The sequence below is a fragment of the Peptoniphilus sp. HCN-40583 genome (assembly GCF_037892835.1).
Classification (GTDB): domain Bacteria; phylum Bacillota; class Clostridia; order Tissierellales; family Peptoniphilaceae; genus Aedoeadaptatus; species Aedoeadaptatus rachelemmaiella.
The window spans coordinates 52,263-78,220 of sequence record NZ_JBBKBU010000001.1 but is presented as its reverse complement, the minus strand read 5'-3'; the positions used below and the strand labels follow the sequence as shown (position 1 = coordinate 78,220).

At 31.9% G+C, this 25,958-nt stretch carries 18 protein-coding genes and 3 pseudogenes; 19 read left to right on the top strand and 2 right to left on the bottom strand.

What is annotated here, in order from left to right; all coding sequences use genetic code 11:
• Positions 1 to 18: 18 nt before the first annotated feature.
• The 19 genes and pseudogenes from WKT05_RS00365 to WKT05_RS00275 all read left to right on the top strand — a co-directional run.
• A pseudogene (locus WKT05_RS00365) lies at positions 19 to 7,326 on the top strand (DEAD/DEAH box helicase family protein); the annotation flags it as partial.
• A gap of 111 nt (positions 7,327 to 7,437) precedes the next feature.
• The gene (locus tag WKT05_RS00360; protein WP_008902116.1) at positions 7,438 to 7,650 is read left to right on the top strand and encodes a helix-turn-helix domain-containing protein; all 213 of its coding nucleotides are present in this window, start codon (positions 7,438 to 7,440) and stop codon (positions 7,648 to 7,650) included.
• A 2-nt stretch (positions 7,651 to 7,652) separates the two neighbouring features.
• A complete protein-coding gene (locus tag WKT05_RS00355) occupies positions 7,653 to 7,793 on the top strand; it encodes a hypothetical protein (protein ID WP_154272164.1) in 141 nt (46 codons plus the stop codon).
• Positions 7,794 to 8,000: 207 nt separating this feature from the next.
• Positions 8,001 to 8,681, top strand: coding sequence for a response regulator transcription factor (locus WKT05_RS00350; RefSeq protein WP_154272165.1), 681 nt, complete (start codon positions 8,001 to 8,003; stop codon positions 8,679 to 8,681).
• A gap of 261 nt (positions 8,682 to 8,942) precedes the next feature.
• The gene (locus tag WKT05_RS00345) at positions 8,943 to 10,115 is read left to right on the top strand and encodes an IS256-like element IS256 family transposase (protein ID WP_000195429.1); all 1,173 of its coding nucleotides are present in this window, start codon (positions 8,943 to 8,945) and stop codon (positions 10,113 to 10,115) included.
• Between the two features lie 44 nt (positions 10,116 to 10,159).
• Entirely contained in the window at positions 10,160 to 10,564 is a 405-nt protein-coding gene (locus WKT05_RS00340) for a GNAT family N-acetyltransferase (protein WP_000134308.1), read from the top strand.
• On the top strand, positions 10,565 to 12,004 hold the full coding sequence (locus WKT05_RS00335; protein WP_001028144.1) for a bifunctional aminoglycoside N-acetyltransferase AAC(6')-Ie/aminoglycoside O-phosphotransferase APH(2'')-Ia: 1,440 nt from the start codon (positions 10,565 to 10,567) through the stop codon (positions 12,002 to 12,004).
• 187 nt (positions 12,005 to 12,191) lie between these two features.
• Complete coding sequence (locus tag WKT05_RS00330) at positions 12,192 to 13,367, top strand: sensor histidine kinase (protein WP_340412419.1); 1,176 nt, start codon at positions 12,192 to 12,194, stop codon at positions 13,365 to 13,367.
• A 166-nt stretch (positions 13,368 to 13,533) separates the two neighbouring features.
• The gene (locus WKT05_RS00325) at positions 13,534 to 14,406 is read left to right on the top strand and encodes an ABC transporter ATP-binding protein (RefSeq protein ID WP_244079028.1); all 873 of its coding nucleotides are present in this window, start codon (positions 13,534 to 13,536) and stop codon (positions 14,404 to 14,406) included.
• Entirely contained in the window at positions 14,390 to 15,142 is a 753-nt protein-coding gene (locus tag WKT05_RS00320) for a hypothetical protein (protein WP_094208080.1), read from the top strand. The genes WKT05_RS00325 and WKT05_RS00320 overlap by 17 nt, the downstream gene beginning before the upstream one ends.
• 194 nt (positions 15,143 to 15,336) lie before the next feature.
• The gene (locus tag WKT05_RS00315) at positions 15,337 to 15,627 is read left to right on the top strand and encodes a DUF3847 domain-containing protein (protein ID WP_159306184.1); all 291 of its coding nucleotides are present in this window, start codon (positions 15,337 to 15,339) and stop codon (positions 15,625 to 15,627) included.
• Between the two features lie 344 nt (positions 15,628 to 15,971).
• Positions 15,972 to 17,606: a MobQ family relaxase gene (mobQ, locus tag WKT05_RS00310; protein WP_340412413.1), complete on the top strand. Its 1,635-nt coding sequence runs from the start codon at positions 15,972 to 15,974 to the stop codon at positions 17,604 to 17,606.
• 73 nt (positions 17,607 to 17,679) lie between these two features.
• The gene (locus tag WKT05_RS00305) at positions 17,680 to 17,853 is read left to right on the top strand and encodes a hypothetical protein (RefSeq protein ID WP_340412412.1); all 174 of its coding nucleotides are present in this window, start codon (positions 17,680 to 17,682) and stop codon (positions 17,851 to 17,853) included.
• A 182-nt stretch (positions 17,854 to 18,035) separates the two neighbouring features.
• Positions 18,036 to 18,574 (top strand): annotated as a pseudogene (locus WKT05_RS00300) (PcfB family protein).
• A gap of 102 nt (positions 18,575 to 18,676) precedes the next feature.
• Complete coding sequence (locus tag WKT05_RS00295; protein WP_159306187.1) at positions 18,677 to 19,405, top strand: phage replisome organizer N-terminal domain-containing protein; 729 nt, start codon at positions 18,677 to 18,679, stop codon at positions 19,403 to 19,405.
• Between the two features lie 156 nt (positions 19,406 to 19,561).
• Positions 19,562 to 19,723 carry a recombinase RecR gene (locus WKT05_RS00290; RefSeq protein WP_144398468.1) on the top strand — a complete coding sequence of 54 codons (162 nt, stop codon included), beginning with the start codon at positions 19,562 to 19,564 and terminating at the stop codon, positions 19,721 to 19,723.
• A gap of 78 nt (positions 19,724 to 19,801) precedes the next feature.
• Entirely contained in the window at positions 19,802 to 21,421 is a 1,620-nt protein-coding gene (locus WKT05_RS00285) for a recombinase family protein (RefSeq protein WP_159306188.1), read from the top strand.
• Between the two features lie 20 nt (positions 21,422 to 21,441).
• Positions 21,442 to 22,935, top strand: a pseudogene (locus tag WKT05_RS00280) (helicase-related protein); the annotation flags it as partial.
• A 42-nt stretch (positions 22,936 to 22,977) separates the two neighbouring features.
• Positions 22,978 to 23,637 carry a DNA-binding protein gene (locus WKT05_RS00275; RefSeq protein ID WP_340412405.1) on the top strand — a complete coding sequence of 220 codons (660 nt, stop codon included), beginning with the start codon at positions 22,978 to 22,980 and terminating at the stop codon, positions 23,635 to 23,637.
• A gap of 73 nt (positions 23,638 to 23,710) precedes the next feature.
• On the opposite strand, the gene WKT05_RS00270 is transcribed toward WKT05_RS00275, so the two are convergent.
• Entirely contained in the window at positions 23,711 to 25,042 is a 1,332-nt protein-coding gene (locus WKT05_RS00270; RefSeq protein WP_165737272.1) for a relaxase/mobilization nuclease domain-containing protein, read from the bottom strand.
• A gap of 5 nt (positions 25,043 to 25,047) precedes the next feature.
• The gene (locus WKT05_RS00265) at positions 25,048 to 25,398 is read right to left on the bottom strand and encodes a plasmid mobilization protein (protein ID WP_165737273.1); all 351 of its coding nucleotides are present in this window, start codon (positions 25,396 to 25,398) and stop codon (positions 25,048 to 25,050) included.
• Positions 25,399 to 25,958: the final 560 nt, after the last annotated feature.

Here is a 25,958-nt window from a genome sequence, read left to right as displayed (position 1 = left end):
AAAAAGAAGGAGGTAAATATGCGAATAAATGATTTTCATAACATTTTGGAGCTAATAAAACAAGATATTCTGCATAATGAAGCAGAGTATCTGAAGCTCTTAAAAGTTGTAGGCAATAATCAAAGATACGATTTTAGAAGTCAGTTAAGTATTTATGATAAAAATCTTGAAGCGACAGCTTGTGCCAAGTTTGACTACTGGAGAGAACGCTTTAACAGAACGGTTATGCGTGGACAAAAAGGTATCCCCATTTTAGAGGATTATGGCACATACAAAAAAGTGGACTATATCTTTGATATAAGTCAGACTGTTTCAAGAAACCGAGATGTCAATGAGGTAAATCTTTGGAGATTTGATAAAAAAGCTCATAGAGATGTATTAAAAGAAATGATAAAAGCTGAAGGCTATGAAGAAAGTGAAAGCACCTTAGAAAATATCTTTTCTTTAAGTAGGCTTTACGGAGATGAAAAAATAGATAGCTTGATGAATGAACTTAGAATATCTGATGAGGACAGAATATCTTTTACCAAGTTTGCAAGGGATTCAGTGAGCTATGCAGTAGCTTCAAGATTTAAGTTAGACTATCCTATGGATAAGGAGCTGTTAAAGGAAAACTTTGCAATGCTCGACAGCATTTCTCTTATGAGCCTTGGAGAAACGGTATCGGACATTAGCGGAACAGTCATTGATGCAACCATTCAAAAAAGCAAAGAGTTAGAGCTTCAAAAAGAAGTTTTAAGAGGTAAAGAAGCAGGATATAATCAAATAAAAAAAGAAGAATTAGAGGAGGTAGAAGAAAATGTACTTCGACGAGATGATCAGGAAAGATTTAGTGAAACCGAGCGAATTTTCCGAAATGGAGAGTACGGACGAGATAATAGAGAAAATCAAAGAGAATACACTGAATCAGTTGGAGGAAGAGATGAACTTTATGAGGGAATATCCGAATCCGACATACGCAGTGATGAGGCTGGATTATCTTTCAAACAGCGAGGAGCAGAGCCACTTCGAGATGTTAGTGGATCTATACAAGGAGAAGAAGCTGACAAAACACCTGATGGATACTCAGAAACAGGCGATAGAGTTTATGAGAGCAGAGAAGCCGAAACTGATGATAGCTTGGAAGATAGAGGACGAGAGCCATCCGCAGTACAAAGTAATGATTTCAGCCCTCAAAGAAATGACAATCAAGGAAATAGTGGAAATCTAAAAGAAAATACGGATAAAGAGATAAGAGAAGCTGACAAGGCTTCTTTTTCTTTACCCGAAAACAGATCAGGACAGATTAAACTTACAATACCTCTTACACAAAATGATATTGACAGTATTCTTGTAAACGGTGGAAACCATGAGGGCGAAAGACTTCCTATCATTGCTGAATTTTCCAAAGGGAAAACAGTAGAAGCATTGGGAGAATACCTTAAAGATACCTTTAGAGGCGGAAACGGTTTATTTCTTAATGGAGCAGAAGTATCTTCCTGGTATTCGGATAAAGGCATTCATTTAGCTTATGGAACTTCTGCAAGAGAAGATATGACGCAAATTTTAAGCTGGAGTGATGCTGTAAGAAGAATCAATGAGCTTTTGGAAAATGGAGAGTTTGCCACAAATGTAGAGCTTTTGGAAGCACAGGACTATGAAAGAGATAGAGTTTCAGAATCGCTATGGTATCTATATCACGATTTAAGTGAAGAAGGGAAAGCACAGGGATATTTTGACTTTATAGAAAGAGGTGGTGGCTTTCCGAAAGAAACAAGACAGTTATCGGAAGCTCTTAAAAATCCTGACTATCTAAAGAATGTTATTTCCGAGTACAGTCGCTTTTTGACAGGATATAAAGAAAACAAAGATGTACTAAGGTTTCATTATCACAAGGTAGATAGCCTTTACCAGAGATTAGAGGAGCTTGCAATTCCGAGAAAGGAATATATCTCTAACTTAACCGAACTTCCAAAGGTACATGGCTTTATTACAGAAGATGAAGTCCTTGCTACGATTTCAAGAGGAAGTGGAGTCGATAAAGGGAAAGAGCAAATTATTAAGTTTTTCAAAGAAAATCATACCTTGCAGGAAAAAGCGAATTTCCTAAAAGATGAATATGGAATTGGCGGAGGCTCTCATGCTGTTTCAGGCGAAAGAGGAAGTGGAGAATGGCACGATGCAAAGGGACTTAAATTACAGAAGAATCATTGTAACGATGTTTTTCTTACATGGTCAAATGTAGCAAAGCATATAGATGAACTGCTTTCTAAGAATCTTTATCTTGAAGAAAAGGACATTGAAAGAAAGGATGAGATAGAAGAACAAAAAGAGCCAAGTTATTATTCTAAAGATGATCCAAATAATCTAATGACTGATGAAATGCTTGAGAGAGTGCCTGAGCTTTATGCACAGGAAGATGTAGCCTTAGCAGACAAACAGGTTCATGCAGCATACATCATTCCATTTAGAAGTAACTGGACTTGGTATATGACGGAGTATGACAGGGAAAGTAAAGATGCTTTTGGACTTGTTTTAGGAATTGAACCTGAATGGGGATATTTTAATCTTGAGGAGCTAAAGGAATTAAATGCCCAAAGACTTGTTTTAGAGGATTTCCCAAAGACCTTTAGAGAACTGAAAGACAGTGAACTTAAAAAGCAGATGGATGAGCAGGAGCTTAACCATGTTTTTAATGGAGAACTCAGTTTTGAGGACAATATTGCAGAGCTTGAAGCACCTGAAGAAGTAGAAGAAAGAATACAAGCAGAACCTTTTCAGGCTACCTTATTAGATTATCTAAAGGAAAAAGAAGAAGTAGAGCTTAACGAAAAAGAGGACAGCCCTTTAGATGAGTTTGCAGTTAAAGAAGGTGATATCGTCTATTTTAATCATGAGGAGTACAAAGTAAGGGAGATTTCTAAAAATCAAATCACAGGAAGAAATGAGTTGTGGCTTGATCCTGCAAGGCAAGGTAATCATCAAATACCGATTGTATCCTTTACTGATAATGAGGATTTATTAAGACAAGTAAGTCTTGAAAGACCTGAATTTATCATCGGCGATGAAGTGAAGTATAAGGGGAAAGACTATACCATCACAAGATTTGATGATATGGGGAATAATCTAAAGACCGTAACGGTTAAGGATAATACCGAATATCTTGGCGGTATGATTACAGGCTCCGATGTAATTGCTTATCGTAAGGAAAGTGAGCTTGATAGAATCTTTGAAAATATGACCAATGAGAAGCCCGAAAAGACTTTTAAGGAAGCAGAAATAAAGAAAAATGAGGCTCACAATTTCAAGATTGCAGAAGAAACGATCCCTGCAAAGTTATCTCCAAGTGAGAGATTAAACAATAATCTTGAAGCAATCTCTATGCTTAATAGGATTGAAAGTGGAGAACGAGAGCTTGATATTACAGCTCAGGAAGTTTTAGCAAAATATGTAGGCTGGGGTGGATTATCTGAAGTCTTTGATGAAAGTAAGGATGGACAGTGGAAAGAGGCAAGAGCCTTCTTAAAGGAAAATCTATCGCCATCAGAATATGAAGCTGCAAGAGAATCTACCCTAACGAGTTTTTACACACCGAAAGCAGTCATTGACGGAATATATAAGACGCTTTCAGGTATGGGATTTAAACAGGGAAATATCCTTGAACCGTCAATGGGTGTTGGGAACTTTATCGGTAATCTACCTGATGAAATGAGTAAGTCAAAATTTTATGGTGTGGAACTTGATTCGGTAAGCGGGCGTATTGGAAAACTCTTATATCCTGAAAGTGATATACAGGTTAAGGGGCTTGAAGAAACTTCCTTTTCCAATAACTTCTTTGATGTAGCAATCGGAAATGTTCCATTTGGAGAGTATAAGGTAAATGACAGGGAATACAATCGTAATAACTTTCTTATCCACGATTATTTCTTTGCCAAGTCCATTGATAAGGTAAGAAACGGCGGTGTTATCGCCTTTATTACATCTTCAGGAACAATGGATAAAAAAGACGAAAGTGTAAGACGCTATCTTGCAGCAAGAGCCGAATTTTTAGGAGCAATCAGACTTCCAAATGATACCTTTAAGGGTGTTGCCGGCACAGAAGTAACTTCGGATATTATCTTCCTAAAGAAAAGAGATAGCGTATTAGAGCGCGATGAAGATTGGATACACCTTGCAGAAGATGAAAATGGACTTTCATATAACAAATACTTTGTTGATCATCCTGAACAAGTGCTTGGCACAATGCGTGAGGTAAGCGGAAGATTTGGAAAGACACTCACTTGTGAACCGATAGCTTTTTTAGGGCAAGAGAACAATATGGCTTCGTTAAAGGAGCGTATCGAGATTGCAGGAGAAAGAATTTCAAAAGATGCCAAGTATGAAGAAGTAGAGCTACTTGATGATGAGATCACTTCTATCCCTGCAACTGATGATGTAAAGAACTTTTCTTATACCTTAATTGATGATGAAGTCTATTACAGAGAAAATTCACTCTTTATCAAAAAGGAAGTATCAGATAAAAACAAAGAAAAAATCAAGGATTATCTTGAGCTGAATGCTGTTTTAAAAGATGTAATTTACAAGCAGAAAGAAGATTTTAGCGAGGAAGAAATCAAGGCTTCACAGGAAAAACTAAATGAAGTATATGATAACTTTTCAAAGAAGCATGGCTTTGTAAATAACCTAAGTAATACCAGAGCCTTAAAAGAGGATAGCAACTTCCCGCTTGTTTCTTCCATTGAAATCCTTGATGAAGAAGAAAACTTTAAGGCAAAGGGAGATATTTTCTCCAAGCGAACAATCACAAAGGCGAAGGTTATCGACCATGTAGACACTTCCCTTGAAGCTCTTGTTTTATCGGTATCTGAAAAAGGCTATGTGGACTTTGACTATATGGGAAGTCTTACAGGAAAAGACAGAACGACCTTAATTGAGGAGCTTCGAGGGGAAATCTATCTAAATATCAGAGAAGAGCAAAACTTTTACAGACCGCTTTCCTTTAATTTAGAGGATGGCGATTTACCTTTTGCTTGTGCAAATGGCAGCAATTCCTATAAGTATGGCTATGTAACAAAAGATGAATATTTAAGTGGGAATATCAGGGACAAGATTGCCATTGTAGATAGCTACTTATCAAAGCTCAGACAAACGGAAAGAGAGCTGCCTCATCTTGGCTATGAAAAAAATGGAAAAGAAAAAGAGCTGATAAGCTATGAAATGAACCGTTTGGAATATCAAAAATCAGAGCTTACCAAAGTTCTTCCAAAGGAGCTTGAAGCAAGTGAAATCAATGTGCGTCTTGGTGCAACTTGGATACCGATTAAGGATATTGAAAAATTCATCTTTGAAACGCTTAAAACTCCGGGTTATGCAAGATGGGATATTAAGGTTAAGTTTTCAAGCCTTACAAGCGAATGGAATGTAGAAGGAAAAAGCAGGGACAGAGGAAATGACCTTGCTGAAATGACCTTTGGAACATCAAGGGTAAATGCCTATAAGCTGATTGAAGATGCCTTAAACCTTAAAGAAACAAAGGTATTTGACCAAATTGTAAATCCGGACGGCTCTAAAACTTCTGTCTTAAATAAAAAAGAAACCATGCTTGCAGGACAAAAGCAGGAGCTATTAAAAGAAGAATTTAAGAACTGGATATTTAACGATCAGGAAAGAAGAAGCCGTCTTGTAAAACTGTATAACGAGCGTTTTAACTCTATCCGTAACAGAGAATATGACGGAAGCAATCTTTCTTTTGAGGGAATGAATACGGAAATAGATTTAAGACCTCATCAAAGAAATGCCATAGCAAGAAGCCTTTATGGAGGAAATACCTTGCTTGCCCATGTGGTAGGCAGTGGAAAGACCTTTGAAATGGTGGCTTCTGCAATGGAAAGTAAAAGACTTGGAATGTGCAGTAAGTCCTTGTTTGTTGTCCCAAATCACCTAACAGGGCAAATCGGTCGAGAGTTTATGCAGCTATATCCGTCAGCTAACATTATGGTGGCTGATAAGAAAGACTTTGAGCCGAAAAACAGAAAGAAATTTATCGGAAAGATTGCAACAGGGGAATACGATGCGGTTGTAATCGGACATACGCAGTTTGAAAAAATCCCCATGTCAAAGGAATATCAGGAGAAGCACATCCAAGATCAGATTGATGAAATCGTAAACTATGTAGAAGAATACAAGCATGACAGAAATCAAAACTTTACAGTAAAACAGCTTGAAAAGACAAAGAAAAAACTGGAAACAAGGCTTGAGAAATTAAATGATGATTTTAAGAAAGACGATGTGATTACCTTTGAGGAACTGGGAGTTGATAAGCTCTTTGTTGATGAAGCACATGGCTTTAAGAACCTTTATCTCTATACCAAAATGCGTAATGTTGCAGGTATAGGGCAATCTGAAGCCTTTAAGTCCTCCGATATGTTTATGAAATGCCGTTACATGGATGAAATGACAGGTGGGAAAGGCGTGGTCTTTGCCACAGGAACGCCTGTAAGTAACTCTATGACAGAGCTTTATACCATGCAAAGATATCTTCAGTATGAGAGCCTTAAAAAGAATGGACTGGAGCATTTTGACTCTTGGGCTTCCACTTTTGGAGAAACACAATCCTCCTTTGAATTATCTCCTGAAGGTACAGGATATAGGGTGAAAACGAGATTTTCAAAGTTCTATAACTTGCCTGAGTTGATGTCGATGTTTAAGGAAGTTGCAGATATTCAAACTGCGGATATGCTTAACCTTCCTACACCTGAAGCTAACTATGAAGTTATTAAGACTGTGCCTTCTGAAGAACAAAAGGAAATCCTAAAGAGCCTTTCTAAAAGAGCGGATGATGTCAGAAATAGGGTTGTAGAGCCTGATGAAGATAATATGCTTAAAATTACCAATGACGGTAAGAAACTTGCCTTAGATCAGCGTTTAATCAATCCCCTGCTTCCTGATAATCCTGATAGCAAGGTCAATGTATGTGTAAAGAATGTCTTTGCCATTTGGGATAAGACAAAAGAAAACAGGTCAACACAGCTACTTTTTTCCGATATGTCCACTCCAAAAGGAGATGGAGAATTTAACATCTATGATGATATTAGAGAAAAACTTGTGGCAATGGGCATACCTAAAGAAGAAATTGCCTTTATCCATGAAGCTAATTCCGATAAGCAAAAAGATGAACTCTTTGCGAAAGTAAGAAAAGGAGAAATCCGTATCTTAATGGGTTCAACGCAAAAGATGGGAGCCGGAACGAATGTGCAAAACAAGCTGATTGCTTTGCATGACCTCGATGTGCCTTGGCGTCCTGCCGATTTGGAGCAGTTCCAAGTGGGACAAGGAAAAAAACAAGGACTATCTCAATAAATACTAACGCAAGCACAAGTATAAAATAGGCTAAAGTGACTTATCAGCCTATTTATGATATAATATATCTTAACAATAAAACGGATAAGGGGTAATAATATGGCAATTTCTTATAAACCATTATGGCACTTATTGGTAGAAAGAGAAATGAACAAAGAAGACTTAAAAAGAGCTGCAAACATAACAAGCAATATAGTTTCAAGAATGAGCAAAAACTCTTATGTGAACTTAGAGTCGTTAGAAAAGATTTGCTTGGCATTGGATTGCAGAATTGAAGATGTTATAGAAATTCACAGAAATGAGGTGGAATAAAATTGAGCAATCTATCACAAATCAGAAGAGCTGAAATGCTAGAATACCTAAATCATCTAAAAGAAATTCATACAGATGATGAAAGTAGGATTGCACTTGCAAAGATTGAAACAGCCTTAACTGAGAAAAAATATGGTCTATGAAATAAGATTATATGGTTTAATTATTTCCCGGGTGATTTTATATAAATTATCAATGATTAAATCATGATACAATGAATATAAAGTATAAATAGTAAGATAGTGGATTGGATTTTAATGGTATGATATAGATTTATTAATTTTTTTTAATTTATCATACTCATTGAATTCGTTTTGTGAAACAACAAATTTTGTAAAATGGGAGTAATTATGGCAAAAATTATTAAATTGCTAATTATAGAAGACAATGAAGATATTATTGATTTAATTAAATTATATAAGCCTGAATCTATGGAAATCTTTGATGCAAAAGATGGTAAACAAGGTTTAAAATTTTTTGATGAAGAAAAATTTGATTTGATAATTTTAGATTTGATGCTGCCAATATTAGATGGTTACCAAGTATTAAAGAAAATTAGAGAAACAAGTGATATACCAATTATAATATTATCTTCTAAAAATCTTGACTTTGAAATCATACTCGGATTAGATAAGGGTGCAGATGATTATATTGTTAAGCCATTTAATCCTATGGAATTGTTTGCACGAGTTAATGCATTGTTGAGGAGAGTCGATTCAAAAAATAATAATAAGATTATAAAATCAGGAAATTTAGAGTTGAATATGGAAACTTGTGAAGTATTTCGTTCAGGAAAAATTATAGATCTTACAGGTCAAGAATATAAATTATTAGAATTTTTAATGAAAAACAAGAATAAGGTATTTACTACTGATATTTTATTAGAAAGAATCTGGAATGACAATGAATATTATGATGATAATATAGTTTCAGTTTATATTAGTAGATTGAGAGATAAAATTGGAGATCGAGATTGCGAAAAGAAACACATTATAACAATAAGGGGACTGGGGTATAAATTTAATGATTAAAAACAAACAAATTACATTCAAAAAGTTTTTGTTCATAAGCATAATATCCATTGTTCTTATTGTATATGTATATAACATTTTAACTTCAAGTATTATGGAAGTGGTTGGGAATAAAATATTTTCAAATATTGCTAATCAGTATTCTGCAGATCATATTTTTGATAAAGTCCGTATAATTGTGTAAAAGTAAAAAGGCCATATAACAGTCCTTTTACGGTACAATGTTTTTAACGACAAAAACATACCCAGGAGGACTTTTACATGACCCAAGTACATTTTACACTGAAAAGCGAAGAGATTCAAAGCATTATTGAATATTCTGTAAAGGATGACGTTTCTAAAAATATTTTAACAACGGTATTTAATCAACTAATGGAAAATCAACGAACAGAATATATTCAAGCAAAAGAATATGAACGAACAGAAAACCGACAAAGTCAACGAAATGGCTATTATGAGCGCAGCTTTACGACACGTGTAGGCACGCTAGAATTAAAAGTACCCAGAACACGTGATGGCCATTTTTCACCCACAGTGTTTGAACGTTATCAACGAAACGAAAAAGCCCTCATGGCTTCAATGTTGGAAATGTATGTATCAGGCGTTTCAACTCGTAAAGTATCAAAAATTGTGGAAGAACTTTGTGGTAAATCCGTCTCTAAGTCCTTCGTTTCTAGCTTAACAGAACAGCTAGAACCTATGGTTAACGAGTGGCAGAATCGTTTATTATCAGAAAAAAATTATCCTTACTTAATGACCGATGTACTCTATATAAAAGTACGAGAAGAAAATCGAGTACTCTCAAAAAGCTGTCATATAGCGATTGGAATAACCAAAGATGGCGACCGTGAAATTATCGGCTTCATGATTCAAAGTGGCGAAAGCGAAGAGACCTGGACAACATTTTTTGAATACCTAAAAGAACGCGGTTTACAAGGTACGGAACTCGTTATTTCTGATGCGCACAAAGGATTAGTCTCTGCCATTAGAAAATCCTTCACCAACGTAAGTTGGCAAAGATGCCAAGTTCACTTCCTAAGAAATATCTTTACCACCATTCCTAAAAAAAATTCAAAATCTTTCAGAGAAGCTGTTAAAGGAATTTTTAAGTTCACAGATATTAACTTAGCGCGTGAGGCTAAAAATCGATTGATTCATGATTATATCGATCAACCAAAATATTCAAAAGCTTGCGCATCATTGGATGATGGATTCGAAGACGCCTTTCAATATACCGTACAAGGAAATTCCCACAATCGACTAAAGAGTACCAATCTAATTGAACGACTGAATCAAGAAGTACGCAGAAGAGAAAAGATTATTCGCATCTTCCCCAATCAAACATCAGCCAATCGCTTAATTGGAGCCGTTCTTATGGACCTACATGATGAATGGATTTATTCTTCAAGAAAATACATCAATTTTGATAAGTAGAAATGGTAAAAACATTGTATAGCATTTTACACAGGAGTCTGGACTTGACTGAGTTTATGGAAGAAGTTTTAATTGATGATAATATGGTTTTTGATATTGATAATTTAAAAGGATTTCTTAATGATACCAGTTCATTTGGGTTTATAGCTAAAGAAAATAATAAAATTATAGGATTTGCATATTGCTATACACTTTTAAGACCTGATGGAAAAACAATGTTTTATTTACACTCAATAGGAATGTTACCTAACTATCAAGACAAAGGTTATGGTTCAAAATTATTATCTTTTATTAAGGAATATTCTAAAGAGATTGGTTGTTCTGAAATGTTTTTAATAACTGATAAAGGTAATCCTAGAGCTTGCCATGTATATGAAAAATTAGGTGGTAAAAATGATTATAAAGATGAAATAGTATATGTATATGATTATGAAAAAGGTGATAAATAAATGAATATAGTTGAAAATGAAATATGTATAAGAACTTTAATAGATGATGATTTTCCTTTGATGTTAAAATGGTTAACTGATGAAAGAGTATTAGAATTTTATGGTGGTAGAGATAAAAAATATACATTAGAATCATTAAAAAAACATTATACAGAGCCTTGGGAAGATGAAGTTTTTAGAGTAATTATTGAATATAACAATGTTCCTATTGGATATGGACAAATATATAAAATGTATGATGAGTTATATACTGATTATCATTATCCAAAAACTGATGAGATAGTCTATGGTATGGATCAATTTATAGGAGAGCCAAATTATTGGAGTAAAGGAATTGGTACAAGATATATTAAATTGATTTTTGAATTTTTGAAAAAAGAAAGAAATGCTAATGCAGTTATTTTAGACCCTCATAAAAATAATCCAAGAGCAATAAGGGCATACCAAAAATCTGGTTTTAGAATTATTGAAGATTTGCCAGAACATGAATTACACGAGGGCAAAAAAGAAGATTGTTATTTAATGGAATATAGATATGATGATAATGCCACAAATGTTAAGGCAATGAAATATTTAATTGAGCATTACTTTGATAATTTCAAAGTAGATAGTATTGAAATAATCGGTAGTGGTTATGATAGTGTGGCATATTTAGTTAATAATGAATACATTTTTAAAACAAAATTTAGTACTAATAAGAAAAAAGGTTATGCAAAAGAAAAAGCAATATATAATTTTTTAAATACAAATTTAGAAACTAATGTAAAAATTCCTAATATTGAATATTCGTATATTAGTGATGAATTATCTATACTAGGTTATAAAGAAATTAAAGGAACTTTTTTAACACCAGAAATTTATTCTACTATGTCAGAAGAAGAACAAAATTTGTTAAAACGAGATATTGCCAGTTTTTTAAGACAAATGCACGGTTTAGATTATACAGATATTAGTGAATGTACTATTGATAATAAACAAAATGTATTAGAAGAGTATATATTGTTGCGTGAAACTATTTATAATGATTTAACTGATATAGAAAAAGATTATATAGAAAGTTTTATGGAAAGACTAAATGCAACAACAGTTTTTGAGGGTAAAAAGTGTTTATGCCATAATGATTTTAGTTGTAATCATCTATTGTTAGATGGCAATAATAGATTAACTGGAATAATTGATTTTGGAGATTCTGGAATTATAGATGAATATTGTGATTTTATATACTTACTTGAAGATAGTGAAGAAGAAATAGGAACAAATTTTGGAGAAGATATATTAAGAATGTATGGAAATATAGATATTGAGAAAGCAAAAGAATATCAAGATATAGTTGAAGAATATTATCCTATTGAAACTATTGTTTATGGAATTAAAAATATTAAACAGGAATTTATCGAAAATGGTAGAAAAGAAATTTATAAAAGGACTTATAAAGATTGATTATATAATATATGAAAAGCTATTATAAAATACATCAATTTTGATAAGTAGAAATGGTAAAAACATTGTATAGCATTTTACACAGGAGTCTGGACTTGACTATATTTTTGATGAGGACCTAAGTGAGAATGAGAATAAAATTAAAAAGCTTGATGGTTGGATACTCATATTAAATAATGATTTATCTTTGAGTTATATATCAGATGATAATGCTCCAAAAGTTTATTCTTTTGATGATATTGTTAATTTGAATAAAGGTAAATATAAATACAAAGACAGAACTTATTTTGCATCTATGAAAAATATAAAGAAAAATGGAATAAACAAATATGGAGTTGTTGTTATACCAACAAAATATATTAGTAATAGGGTGTTTGTTACTCCTAGTATGCAAGATTCGGGATTAATTTTTCTATTTTTTACATTAAAAGTTATTTTATTTATTTTAGGAACTTTTATAATTGTGCTCATACTCTCAAAAGTATTACATAGGAAATTATATAATCCTTTAAGTGAATTAGAAATGGGTTTTAAAAAGTTAAAGAAAGAAGACTATTCATTTAGTTTAAGAAAACAAGAATATAATAATATTTCTGAATTTGATTTTATTCAAAATGAATTTAATTCGACTGTGAAATCACTAAGAGAATTTCAAAAAGAGAGACTTGAAAATGAAAAAAGAAGGATTCAGTTATTTATTGATATAAGGCATGATCTTAAGACACCGATTACTGTTATTAAAGGTTTCTCAGAAGCAATAATTAATGGAAGAATTCCAATAGAAAGTTCTAAAAAATATTTGGAATCTATTGACAAAAATGCATCGAATATAGACACTTTGTTAAACGAATTATCAGAAATTATAGAGTATGAGGATTATTCTTATAGTTTAAATCTTGAGAAAATTGATTTCTGTGAATTTACAAGGAATGCAATAATAGACTTTTTACCAATATTTGAGCAAAATGAGATGAATGTAATAATTAACATTCCGGATGAAAAATTATTTGTAAAGATTGATCAAAACATATTTTCTAGAGTATTTAAGAATTTGATGAAAAATATAATTGATCATAACGAAAAATATATTACAGTGTATTTTTCTATAGAAAATTGCTTCGAAAAAGTTAAGCTAATTATTGGAGATAGTGGAAATAAAATAAATGAAAAGTTGGCAAAAAATATTTTTGAACCATTTGTTACTAATGATACATCAAGAAACACTTCTAATAAAAATAGAGGACTTGGTTTATCTATTGCGAAAAAAATTGTAGAGAAACATAATGGAAAAATATTTTTGAATCAAAACAATACAGAACTCTATAATAAAAGTTTTATAATAGAATTAAATAAATTAAATTAAGATATATGGATCTAGGATATTCTTCTAGATCTTTTTTTATTGACTTTTAATTTTAAAATATTTAAGACTACTGAAAGGTTTATTAATATTAGAGAAAGATTAGAATAGCGTGAGTGTAATATTTATTTGTTATCATATATATAAATAAGTGATGAGGAGGATTGTTATGGAACTATTGAAATTAGAATCCATTACAAAAGATTATGGAAATGGAAAAGGACTATTTAATTTTTCAATGAATTTGAATAAAGGCGAAATTGTAGGTCTAATAGGAATTAATGGTGCTGGGAAAACAACTTTATTAGACACAGTGTCTGGAAAAATTTTAGCAGATTCAGGAGAGATTTTTTATGAGGGGGAAAAATTAGGAATTGATTCTAAATGTAGAAAAAAATTTGGAATTTCTGTTAACCCTGGTTTTTATGATTATCTTAATACTTATGAAAATTTAAAAGCTATTTTATATTTAAACGGAATAAGTGATAAAAAGATTGTAAATGAGAAAATTAAAAGTGTTTTAAAAATAGTTGGTCTTGAAAATGTTGAGAACAAAAAAATAAAAGAATTTTCCTTTGGAATGAAACAAAGATTAGGATTTGCACAGGCAATACTGAATTCAGGATCAATTATGTTATTAGATGAACCATTTGTAGGTCTTGACGTCAATGGGAGAAATATGGTTAAAGAATATGTAAAAGATATGGTAGAAAAAAAGCAAATGGCAGTTGTGTTTTCGGATCATAATTTAGATGAAGTTAAAGCCTTGTGTAATAGGTTGGTTGTAATAAGAAATGGGAAAAAAATTTATGATGGGAATCTAGATATAAAGAGTTCAATAATAATAAAAGTTAGAGATAGCAGCGGAATTGATGAATCTATTGTTAAAAAAATTGATTCAACTACAGTTGAGGTTACAGAAAGAAATCTTAATGACAAAATAAAGAATATTACAAAAATAACAGAAATAACAAGAATTGAAAAGGTTATAAATCCCTTAGAAAAGATGTTAGAGGTGAATAATAATGTTGAAAATCATTAAATTTGAAATTGGTAAGCAGGTTAAAAGAAAAGAAAATTTAATTTTATTTTTTATGTTTTTAATGCCATTACTTTATTCAATAGGTGTGTACAGAAACTCAAATATTATTACTTACAATAGTAGTGAACTGGTTAATGGACTTTCTTTTGCAAAGGACATGTTTACTTTTATATATATGGCTTTTATTGTTTATATTATATTAGCAATAAATAGTTCAAATATATTAAGGGGAGAAATAGAAAATAATAGTATTAGTGTAATGCTCACAAGAATAAACAATAGAAGTAAAATTTATAGAGCAAAATTATACGCTCAAATTATTTATTGGACAGTGATTACATGTTTATTTGTTTTATTTTCTATATTTTGCTATTACATTTTTATATCAAATTTAAAAATTGCAAGTGGTAGCATTGTAAGTAAGGACTGGATAAGTGATACTTTAATAATTATTTCATTATGGTCTTCATACATTTTTGTAATAAGTATGGTTCAAAGTTTGAGTATGAATTTTAAACCTTTTGTTTCTATAGGAATATTTATAATAGTTTTTATAATTTTAATGTACTTGAAAGAGTTTCCTAAAGTTCAATTGGTGTCTCCATTTTATTATCTAAATAAAATTTTAGATAATTGGAATACAATTATTTTTGTTAAGTATATGATAATTAACTGGGGACTAGTATTTTTATTTTCTTTTTTAGGAATTAAAAAATTCAAAAAAAGTGACCTATAAAAATATATATTTTATAAAACATTTAATAGTTAGAATATAAAAAGATTGAGTCAAATTTTCTTAAAGTGCCTATGATTTTAGGCATTTTTTGCATATCTGATGTTAGAGATGATAATATAATATTTTTAATAGTTAAACTTTGTAAGGGATAGCAGAAATGTTATCTCTTTTTTAATACAAGAAAGGAGAGTAGCATGAAAAAATTAGAGCAAATAAGACAAGAATCAAAAGATATTAAAACTAAAATTGACGATACAGAAGAAAGATTAAGGCAACTAAAAAATCAAGAAAAGAAGATATTAAAACAAGACATAGAAAAAAGAAGAAAAGAAAGAACTCATAGGCTAATAACAAGAGGAGCAATCTTAGAAAGCCTTATAGAAAATGCAGAAGAACTAACAGATGAAGAAATAAAAATACTACTAGAAGAAGCAACAAAGACAAAAGAATTTAAAAAAACACTAAAAATAATGAGAGAAAATTAAAAAAATAAATGAATCCGTAAATAATCAAATCTCCCTTAGATTTTCTAAGGGCGCAATTATACACCCTAAAGGGTGATTGCGTGCCTTTAGAGCCAAACACTTGCAGGGAGCAACAACCATTCGCTTTTTAAAAGTCAAGGGTAAATAAACTCGCTAACGCTCGCCCTTGACTTTTAAAATTTGAAATGAAAGTAACAATTAAGCCGACATACTGAAACAACAAAAATTAATTCAGTAATCGGCTTTTTTAATTCTATCATTTCAAAACGCTCATTTACAAAGTGAATATAAAAATCTATTAAGCCTCCACCTAAAACAACAAAAAAGAAAGGAAGTGATAAAAAATGGCAGACAGTTTTCATTTTTCAGTAAACATAATATCAAGAGGAAAAGGAAAAAGTGCAGTAGCAAGTGCAGCATATATAAGTGGAGAAAAAATAAAAAATGAATGGGATGGAGTAACCCATGACTACACCAAAAAACAAGGAGTAATTAGCAAAGAAATATATTTACCAGATCACGCACCAGAAGAATATAAAGACCGAAAAACCTTGTGGAACTCGGTAGAACTATTTGAGAAAAACTCTAATGCCCAACTTGCAAGAAACTTTATCATATCTTTACCAAAAGAATTAAGCGTAGAAGAAAATAAAAAGATGATAGAAGAATATGTTCAAAACAATTTTGTAAAAGAGGGAATGATAGTAGACCTAGCAATTCATGATGAAAGTAGAGAGGGAAATCAAAACATTCATGCTCATATAATGACCATAGTAAGACCAATAAATGAAGATGGAACATGGGGGCAAAAAAGTAAAAAAGAATATATCTTAGATGAAAAAGGAGAAAAGATTTTAAACAAAAATGGAAAACCTAAGACAAGAAAAGTAGAACTAACAACCTGGAATGATAAAGGCAATGTAGAAAAATGGAGAGAAAATTTTTCAGACCTTTGCAATGAATATCTAGCAAAAAATAATATAGAAAAAAGAGTAGACCATAGGAGTTTTAAAAGACAAGGCATAAAACAAATACCAACAATACATCTAGGAGCAAGTGCTAGTGCAATGGAAAGAAAAGGAATAAGAACAGAAAAAGGAGATATAAATCGTGAAATAAAAAAACAGAATGAACTATTAAAAAACATAGGCAATGAAATAAAGAAAATAACATCTTGGTTAACTGGCTTTAAAGATAAGCTAAAAGAATCATATAGGGAATATAAAGACCAAAGTAAAAAGCAAATCGAAAATGAATCAGGACTCTTTAACCTCTATGAATATTTAAGCTTCTATCAAGAAATGCAAGAAAATAATAGAGCTGAATTATCATTTTATGGGAAAAGAAACAAAGCAATCTATGATCTAAAAAGATATGCAGGTGGAATAAATTATCTAAGAGAAAACAAAATAAAAACCATATCAGACCTACAAGGACATATAAACACCCTAAGAAGTAAAAACTCTGAAATATATAAGACCATAAAAGAAAACAGTCAAAAGATAGAAGACCTTAATAAGTGCTTAGCCTATGCAAAGACTGTAAGAAAAACAAAAGCAACCTACCAAGAATATGAGAATAAGAAAATATTCAAAGAAAGCTTCTACAAGAATAATCAAAAGGAAATAGACCAACATATAAGGGCAAGAAACTTAATTGAAAAAATCAGTGGAAAGAAAAATTTAAGAGAAAAAGAATGGTTAGGAGAAATTAAAAACTTAGAAGATGAAATTAGAAAATTAAATACAGAGTCAGAAAAGATAAGGGAAAGATACAAGGAAATAAATCATATTAAATATGCAGTAGAAGTAGTTAATGAAGAATATGGTATCGACCTATCAATAGAAATTGACAAGGCAATTAAGAGAGGAGAAAAAGAAAGTATCATAGAAAAGATAAAAGAGTATAAGCAAGATAGTGATAAGTTTAATAAAAAAAGACAAATGACTAAAGACTATTACAAAAATCAAGAAAGATAAGACCTGGTAAAAATATCTTATCCAAGCTATAATATGACCAAGAAAATAAAGGCAGATCTAGGAGGTAATAGAGATGAATAGAAGGCAAGAGCTAATAAATGAACTCATAAAAGCAGATCAAGATGGAACATACAAAACATATAAAAGCACAGAAGAAATAAAAGCAATGAACAATGAAGAAGTGCAGATATTATATTCCAATATGAAAAACTATCTATCAGACAAAAGAACACACATAAACTATTAAAGGTGGAAAGGTATTGTAAGCTATTTAAAAGTATAAAAGGTACAAATACCTAATAAATATATAAAAACATCAAAATAAAGCATTCCACCGCCAACAACAATGAAATAAAAACAAGCAAAGGGAAGTATAGAAAAATTAAAGCCTATACTTCCCTTTTTTAATTCAAACAAAGGAGATAAAACATGATAAACGAAAAAATAAGCAAAGAAGCAGGTCAAGCAGCACAAACCATAATATCATACACAATAAAGGCAGCAAAAGAATCAATAAACTTAGAAAAAGAAATAAGAAAAAAGATGAATGAAACTTTAGAAAAAGCAAACGGGAACATAAAAAGTCTTATGGGCGATGAAATGAAAATAAAAGATCTCTACAAAAAAGGACAACTAGAAAATATAAGCATAAATCAAAGCGACCTCAAAGACTTAAAAAAAGAACTAAACAAACTTGGAGTAAGTTTCTCGGTAATGAAAAACAAAGAAACCCAAAACTATGAAGTATTTTTTCAAGCTAAAGACATAAAAGTAATGGAATATGCCTTTAAGCAAGTTATAGCAAAAGAAAATAAAAAAGAAAAAGAAAGTATCCTAAAACAAATAAAGAAATACAAAGACCTATCCAGGAACAAGGGTAAGACAAAAGAAAAAGTCAAAAGAAAAGTAAAAGAAAAGTAAAAGAAAAAGTAAAACCAAACAAAAAAGATATGACCAGAGAAATCTAAGGGAGTAACGAAAAGTTACACCCTTAAATAACCATAATAAAAAGACTTCCGAAAATCGGAAATCAAGAATTTCGATTATCGAAAATCAAGAGAGGAGCAGATATGGCAACAAACAAAAGATATTATTGGATAAAATTAAAAGAAGAATTTTTCACAGACAAAAGGATAAAAAGATTAAGGAAAATATCGGGAGGAGATACCTACACTATAATCTACCTCAAACTTTTACTACTAAGTCTAAAAGATGAGGGCAAACTCTATTATGACGGAGTAGAAAGTGATTTTATAAAAGAGTTAGCACTAACAATAGATGAAACAGATGATGATGTAATGGTTACAGTTAATTATTTAATCAATCAAGGCTTATTAGAAGTTGTAACAGAAAATGATGAATACTATTTAACAGAAATACCAAATTTAATCGGATCAGAAACAGCCTGGGCAGAGAAAAAAAGAAGATACAGACAAAATAAACAGAGGACATTGTCCTTAATGAGTCCAACCCATGTCCGACAAGAGATAGAGATAGAGAAAGATATAGAGATAGATAAAGAGAGAGAGGGAGAGATAGATAAAAAGTCCACCCCCATCTTTTATGGAGAATTCAAAAATGTAAAGTTAAGCAAAGAAGAATATAAAAATCTTAAAGAAAGACTAAACTCACACACAGAAATAATGATAAATAAACTATCCAGATACATGGAAAGCAGTGGTAAGACCTATCAAAACCACTATGTGACAATCTTAAAATGGTATGAAGAAGATAAAGAAAAACTAAGACATCAAGGAGGAAATAAAAAAATGAACTATGACGTAGGAGAATCTTTATAGATAAAAAGAGGTGGAAAGGCATTATTAAAGACTTTAAGTCTAAAAAGGTATAAAAGTATGCCAGAGATAATAAAAATGTAAATATGACACTTTAAAGGCGATTAGAAAATTAAAAATCTAATCGTCTTTTTTATTGCAACAAAATGGAGGAATTACATGGAATTAAAAAAGAAAAAACGAAGTGGAAAAATCAACTATGAAATAAAGCGAGTATATGTAGGCAAAAAGCCGATTGAAGAAGTATTTGAAGATATTATCGAGCATGTAGTCGAAAGAAACTTAGAAAAAGACAAAGAAAATAAACAAACGCAAGCGTAAGTAATAATTGACTAAACGGGAGTATTTTAGTATAATTAAATTATTGAGATAGTCCTGTTTAGGGAAAGGAGATTGAAATTGGGCAGGACTAAAAAATATGTAGCAGGACTTTATTGTAGACTATCAAAAGACGATGGAAACTCAGTTGAGAGTATGAGTATATGGTCACAAAAAGTAATGTTAAAACAATATGCAGAAAGTAACAGTATCGCTATTTATGATTATTATGTAGATGATGGTTATTCGGGAACAAACTTTGAAAGACCATCATTTAAAAAGATGATTACTGATATTGAAAACGGAAAAATAAATTGTGTTATAACAAAAGATTTATCAAGGTTAGGAAGAAACTATCTACAAAGTGGAGCATATATCGAAATGTACTTTCCACAAAAGAATATAAGATATATTGCAATAACTGATGGTATAGACACATTAAATAGCAATCAAAATGATATTATGCCATTTAAAAACATTCTAAATGAGATGTACGCAAAGGATACTTCCAAAAAAGTTAAAAGTGCAATTCAAAGCAGAATGAGAGAGGGAACATATATAGGCTCTAAAGCTCCATTTGGTTATCTAAAAGACCCTAATAATAAACGCAGATTAATCATAGATGAGAAAACTAAACCTATAATAGAACTCATCTATAAATTGTGTTTAGAGGGTAAGGGTACTCAACTTATTAGCCAGGAGTTGATGAAGAGAAAAATTCCAAGACCGAGTGCTTTTGTTGAAAATGCTGAAAAGCTTTATGGACTAACAGAAGAAAATAAATATCAATGGTCACATAGAATGGTGTTAAATGTTTTGCGAGATCCAGTTTATTGTGGAAATATGGCAAGAAATAAAAGACCTACCTTATCATTTAAGAACTCAAAAAGACTGTATATTCCTAAAAGCGACTATATTTATGCTAAGAATACCCACGAGGGAATAGTCAGCGAGGAAGTATGGGAACAAGTTCAAACAATGGTTGATAAGAGGAAGTGCAACAATAAAATGGGACTCTATTATGACAACATTTTTCAAGGACTTGTAAGATGTCCTAAATGTGGTTATGCATTGACACCAAAAACTGATTATAGGCTTAAAAAGAAAGAACTCATAGACTTTGTTCACTTTTCTTGCTCCACATATAAAAAATATGGGGTAAATGCTTGTTCATCACACAGAATTGAAGCTAGGGATCTGTATAATATTGTTCTTGAAGATATACAATATCATGGAAATATGGCACTATCCGCCAAAGAAGACTTTGTAGAAAAGATAATAGAAAAGATTGAAGTAGAAAAAATTGACGAGGGAAAAGAACTATCTAACAAGCTGGAGATTAAAAAGAACCAGTTAGCAGAATTAGATAGAAGTTACGAACAGTTATATGAAGATAGGTTAGAGGGAAATATAACCGAAAGAAACTTCAATCTAATGAATGTGAGTATATCTAAAAAACAAGACAAGTTAATTGAGGAAATTAAGGTCTTAGAGGGCGATATAGAAGAATCATTTGAAACTCAAGATAACTACAAGAAATTTATGAATAATATTAGCAAGTACGCTAAGATAAAATCGCTAAACAGATATATTTTAAATCAAGTTATAGATAAAATATATGTCTATGACAAGGAAGAAATAGACGGACAAATCAGCCAAAAGGTTGAAATTCACTATAAGTTTATAGGTAAATTAAATTGACCACTTCGGACTACTCACCAGATTTGGAGCAGCGTGCGGGCAGAATTGTAAGACAGGGCAATGAAAATGAGAAAGTAAATATCTATCGTTATGTTACAGAGAATACCTTTGACGCCTATTTATGGCAGACGATAGAAAATAAGCAAAAGTTTATTTCACAGATTATGACTTCAAAGACACCTGTTCGTGTGGCGGAAGATGTGGACGAAACCTCCCTTAACTATGCTGAGATTAAAGCTCTTGCCACAGGTGATCCGAAGATTAAAGAAAAGATGGACTTGGATAATGAAGTTACAAAACTTAAAATGCTTGAAGCAAACTATAAGTCTAACCGTTACAGATTAGAGGATAAGGTGGCGAAAAATTATCCCGAAGAAATCGCAAGAACGGAAAAGCTCATAGAAGCTGTTAAGAAAGATATAGCAAGTGTAGAATCTAAAGCGGAAGGTGAGGAAAAGTTTACTTCCATTACAATTGCGGGAGAAAAGATTACCGATAAGAAATTAGCCGGAGAAAGACTGCTTGAAGCAATTTCAAAGGTTAAAATCAATGAAAGCAAGATTATAGGCAAGTATAGAAATATGGATTTAGAGGTAAGCTATAACTTCTTTACCAACGATCATAACTTTAGCCTAAACGGTGCTGCAAAGCATTCAGGAGAGCTTGGAACAAGTGCGGACGGTAATATTACAAGACTTGATAACGCTCTTGAGAAAATGCCTGAGAAATTAAATAGGCTTGAAGAAAAACTTATCAGTACAAAAGAACAACTTGAAAATGCCAAAGAAGAACTCAAAAAGCCTTTTGAAAAAGCTGATGAGCTGAAAACTAAGGTATTAAGACTTGCAGAACTGAATAAGCTCCTTGATATGGGAGAAGTGGAAGAAAAGAGAAATGACAATCCACTTGTAGAAGATGTAAAAAGGGCAATCATTGACTTCTGTAACAGAGAGTACGAAGAAAATCACAGCTATGATGAATTTAATACCTTGTATCCTGACTTAAAGCATATCGGGATCGCCTATACCAATACACCAGATGAAAGGCATGGGATTCAGTATGAACTGAACTTAGAGGAGAAAACTTGGACACAGTACATTGATGATACTCCTATCAAAACAGAGAGCTTTGATTACGAGAGTAAAGGAGAAAATGAAGCTCTAAGGAATATGAAAAATGAAATGGAAATGTCCTCTTTTAGTGATTTAGTCTATGTTGATTCTGAAGATTTAAAAGCAGCAACAGGGCTTGAAATTGATGATGAAGGCAACTTCTATGATCCGCTTTCCAAAGACCTCGATAATGACGGTATTCCTGACAGATATGACAATGACTTTAAGGACAGTGATTATTTTGAGTCAACTTATGATGTGGAGGACAATCTTCATAGCAAAGAAGAAACCGCACAAAAATCTGAGGATAAGCCATCTATTTTAGGACAGATAAGAGCTTATCAAAATGAAAGCAAAACTGAAGAAAAGCAAAAAACAAAAGAACAGGAATTTTTAAGATAAGGGGAGGGTAACCTCCCTTTTGCCATGAAAGGAGATAAAAACATGGATTACAAAACAATGAGAAATCAAATAGAAGATATGGTAAATGATAATCACAAGGACTTTGTAAAGGCGATTATAAGCGTAGAAAAAGGTATCAATGATGAAAGTGCTTTAGATAAGCTCTATGACGCTTATATGGACAATGACAGCCTTAATTTGCTGCATGAGGAATTTGACTATATGATTGAGGATTTAAGGGAACAGGGGCAAATAAAAGACCTTCCTTATGTTCAGGAAGAAAAGGATAATCTTATCAATATTGTAGGAAATATTGTTGGAGAGGTTGATGTAGTAGAAAGGGAAAATAAGAATGGAGAAGCCTTCAAGGTAGCGAATTTCTCCGTAGTATCTAAAGACGATGAAGGGAATAAGGTCTATCATAATTGCTCGGCATACGGAGAAAAGGGTGATATTCCAAAAGACTTTAAGCAGGGAGATTTTGTTAAGCTCTTTGGACAAATCAGAACATCCATTGATGATAACGGCAAGGAACATAGCAATATCAGGATACTTTCTTCAAAGCTGTTAAAAGCAAAGGAACAGATGAAAGGACAAGAAGAAAAGAAAGAATCTGTACTTGGAGCTATTAAGAAATATCAGGCTGAAGATAAGGGAAAGCCGAAAGAAAAGAAAGAAGCAAGAAAAGAAGCTGAGAGATAAATTTATGGTCGGTGTGGTCTTAGGACTGCACCGGCTCTTTTTTATTTGTCTTGAAAAAAGAGGAGAGAAAAAATTATCTCTCCATCTCCTTACCCATGTAAATTCCATAGTTTTTTCGTATCTTGTAAAGCTCGTCCATAGTAGATTTTGTAGAAGAATACTCTTGCATTAGGGTATTCTTTTTTTCTTGCAATGTATCAAGTTTATCTAAAATATCCTTGGAATTTGGCAGTTTTGAATAGGATTTTTTTAGTTTTGCAAGAGCCGTTTCGTAGCGTGTGATTTCAGCCTTATGCTCCTCATAAAACGCCTTGTCCGATGGAGTTGCCTTATATTCCTTGTAATAGGCTCGACACTTTTTAACAGTATGAACTTGTTCCATAGTATCAGAAAGTAGCTGCATGTCCTTATCAATTTCTTTGATTTTATCTTGTAAACTCTGTCTTTCTTCAGCACTTTTCCTAATGTATTCATCAAGCTGCTTAATGGAGTTAATGCCATGTTCTCTGATGAAAACAACTGACTCAGCCATTGTATTTAAGTTATGTTTTGTTGCCCAATATTCATAGCCTTTGCTCTCTTTCACTTTGGCATTGGTATTCATATTGATGACATTTCCGATTCGTTTTTTGACAGGCGGGGCTTTAATAGATTGATTTTCTATAATACGCTCTTTTAATCTTTTTTCTGTATAATCTTCTCCAATCGTCTTAGCTCTTGTAAATCTCTGCTTATCTTTTGGCTTAAAGGCAATGTGTTTGCCATGTTTTATTTCATAACCAAGTTCCGCCATTTTCTTTAGAAATTCTTCCCAATCTTTAGACTGTTTTATCAGACGCTCAATATCAAATTGAAGTCTGCTTTTCCAAGAAGTACCTTTCTTAGATTGCTCATTTTCATACCATGACTTTCCATTTATTTTGTATTTTCTCTTATAGCATTCGTAGAACTCGTCAATAACAGATAGGTTATTTTCTTTACATAACTTATCGCTTTGATACCTGATTTGATGATAGCTTTTCTTGTTGGATTGATAGCACTTGCCACTAACCATATTGACATTATTGAATATGATGTGATTGTGGATATGCCCTTTATCTATATGGGTAGATAAGACAAATTCGTACTCATCCTTTAATATCTTTTTGCACAGTTCAAGACCGATTTGATGTGCCATTTCAGGACTTGCTTCTCCGGGTAAAAAGGATTGAATGAGGTGTCTTGCAAGAACAGTTCCGTTTGTGCCGGCATCATTTCGTGTTCTTAAAAACTGGGTATGAGCAGTTTCCTGATGGCATTTATGAGTGCTTACTAAGATTTGCTCATCTGTTTTTTCTCCATTAACAATATATGAAATGGCAAGATTAAGAGTCGATTTTATTGGGTGTATTTTTGTAATAGCCATAAGATTTAATCACCTCCGGAAGTTCTGTTAAGAAGCAGTGAATGTATTTGCCACAACTCTTTTGAGAAATGTTCAATCTGCTTTTTCATATCGTTTATATCATCTTTGTAAATTATGCCGGTAGAATTTACACGCTTTGCAATCTGATTGATGTTGTTTGTAGCGTTGGAAAGCAAGCCTTGTAAATCTCTAAAGGGTTCTAAATCCACTTGATATATTTCCTTTTCTAAAACGCACTTGCGGATAAAAAGGCTCATATTTCTACACTTAGCAAGTTTTCTTTTATCTTCAAAAAGAGCCTTTTCTTCTTCGGTTAATTTAATTTCAAGTCTTTCATTTCGTATTCTATTTGCCATAGGTAAATCCTCCTTTGAATGTATTTCGGGGTCTTAGGGTACACCCTAACAAGTTAAAAATTGATAAAAAAAGAAGCAGATCCCAGAGGGCTGCTTCATCAATTTTTTCGTAAGTGTCCGTACACTTACTGTGCTTGCTACAAAAGAATGATTAGGGTAGCAAGCGTTAAGCTTTTATTAAGTATTACATTTGTATTATACCATAAATCAATTCCTTTAGCTGTATTTATATCATAGGTTTTGTATTAATTTTAAAATATTTCTCTCCATAGAAGAACGCAGATTTGTTGATTTATATGGTGAATAATTCCAATCGAAGGACTTTTGTAATTCTTTATTATTTTGCAATAGTTTACATTCATAATAAACATTTCTTTGTTTTAAGGCTCAAAAAGTTCTGGATTAAAGATAACATTAGCATTATAAGTTTAATTTGTTCTCGTATGATTTAATTTTTAGAGTAAATTTCAAACAGGAAATTGAAAAAATGTGAATATTATTATTATGAATGTAAAAAAACTATTGACAACAATATACCATCGGTATATACTGGTAGTATA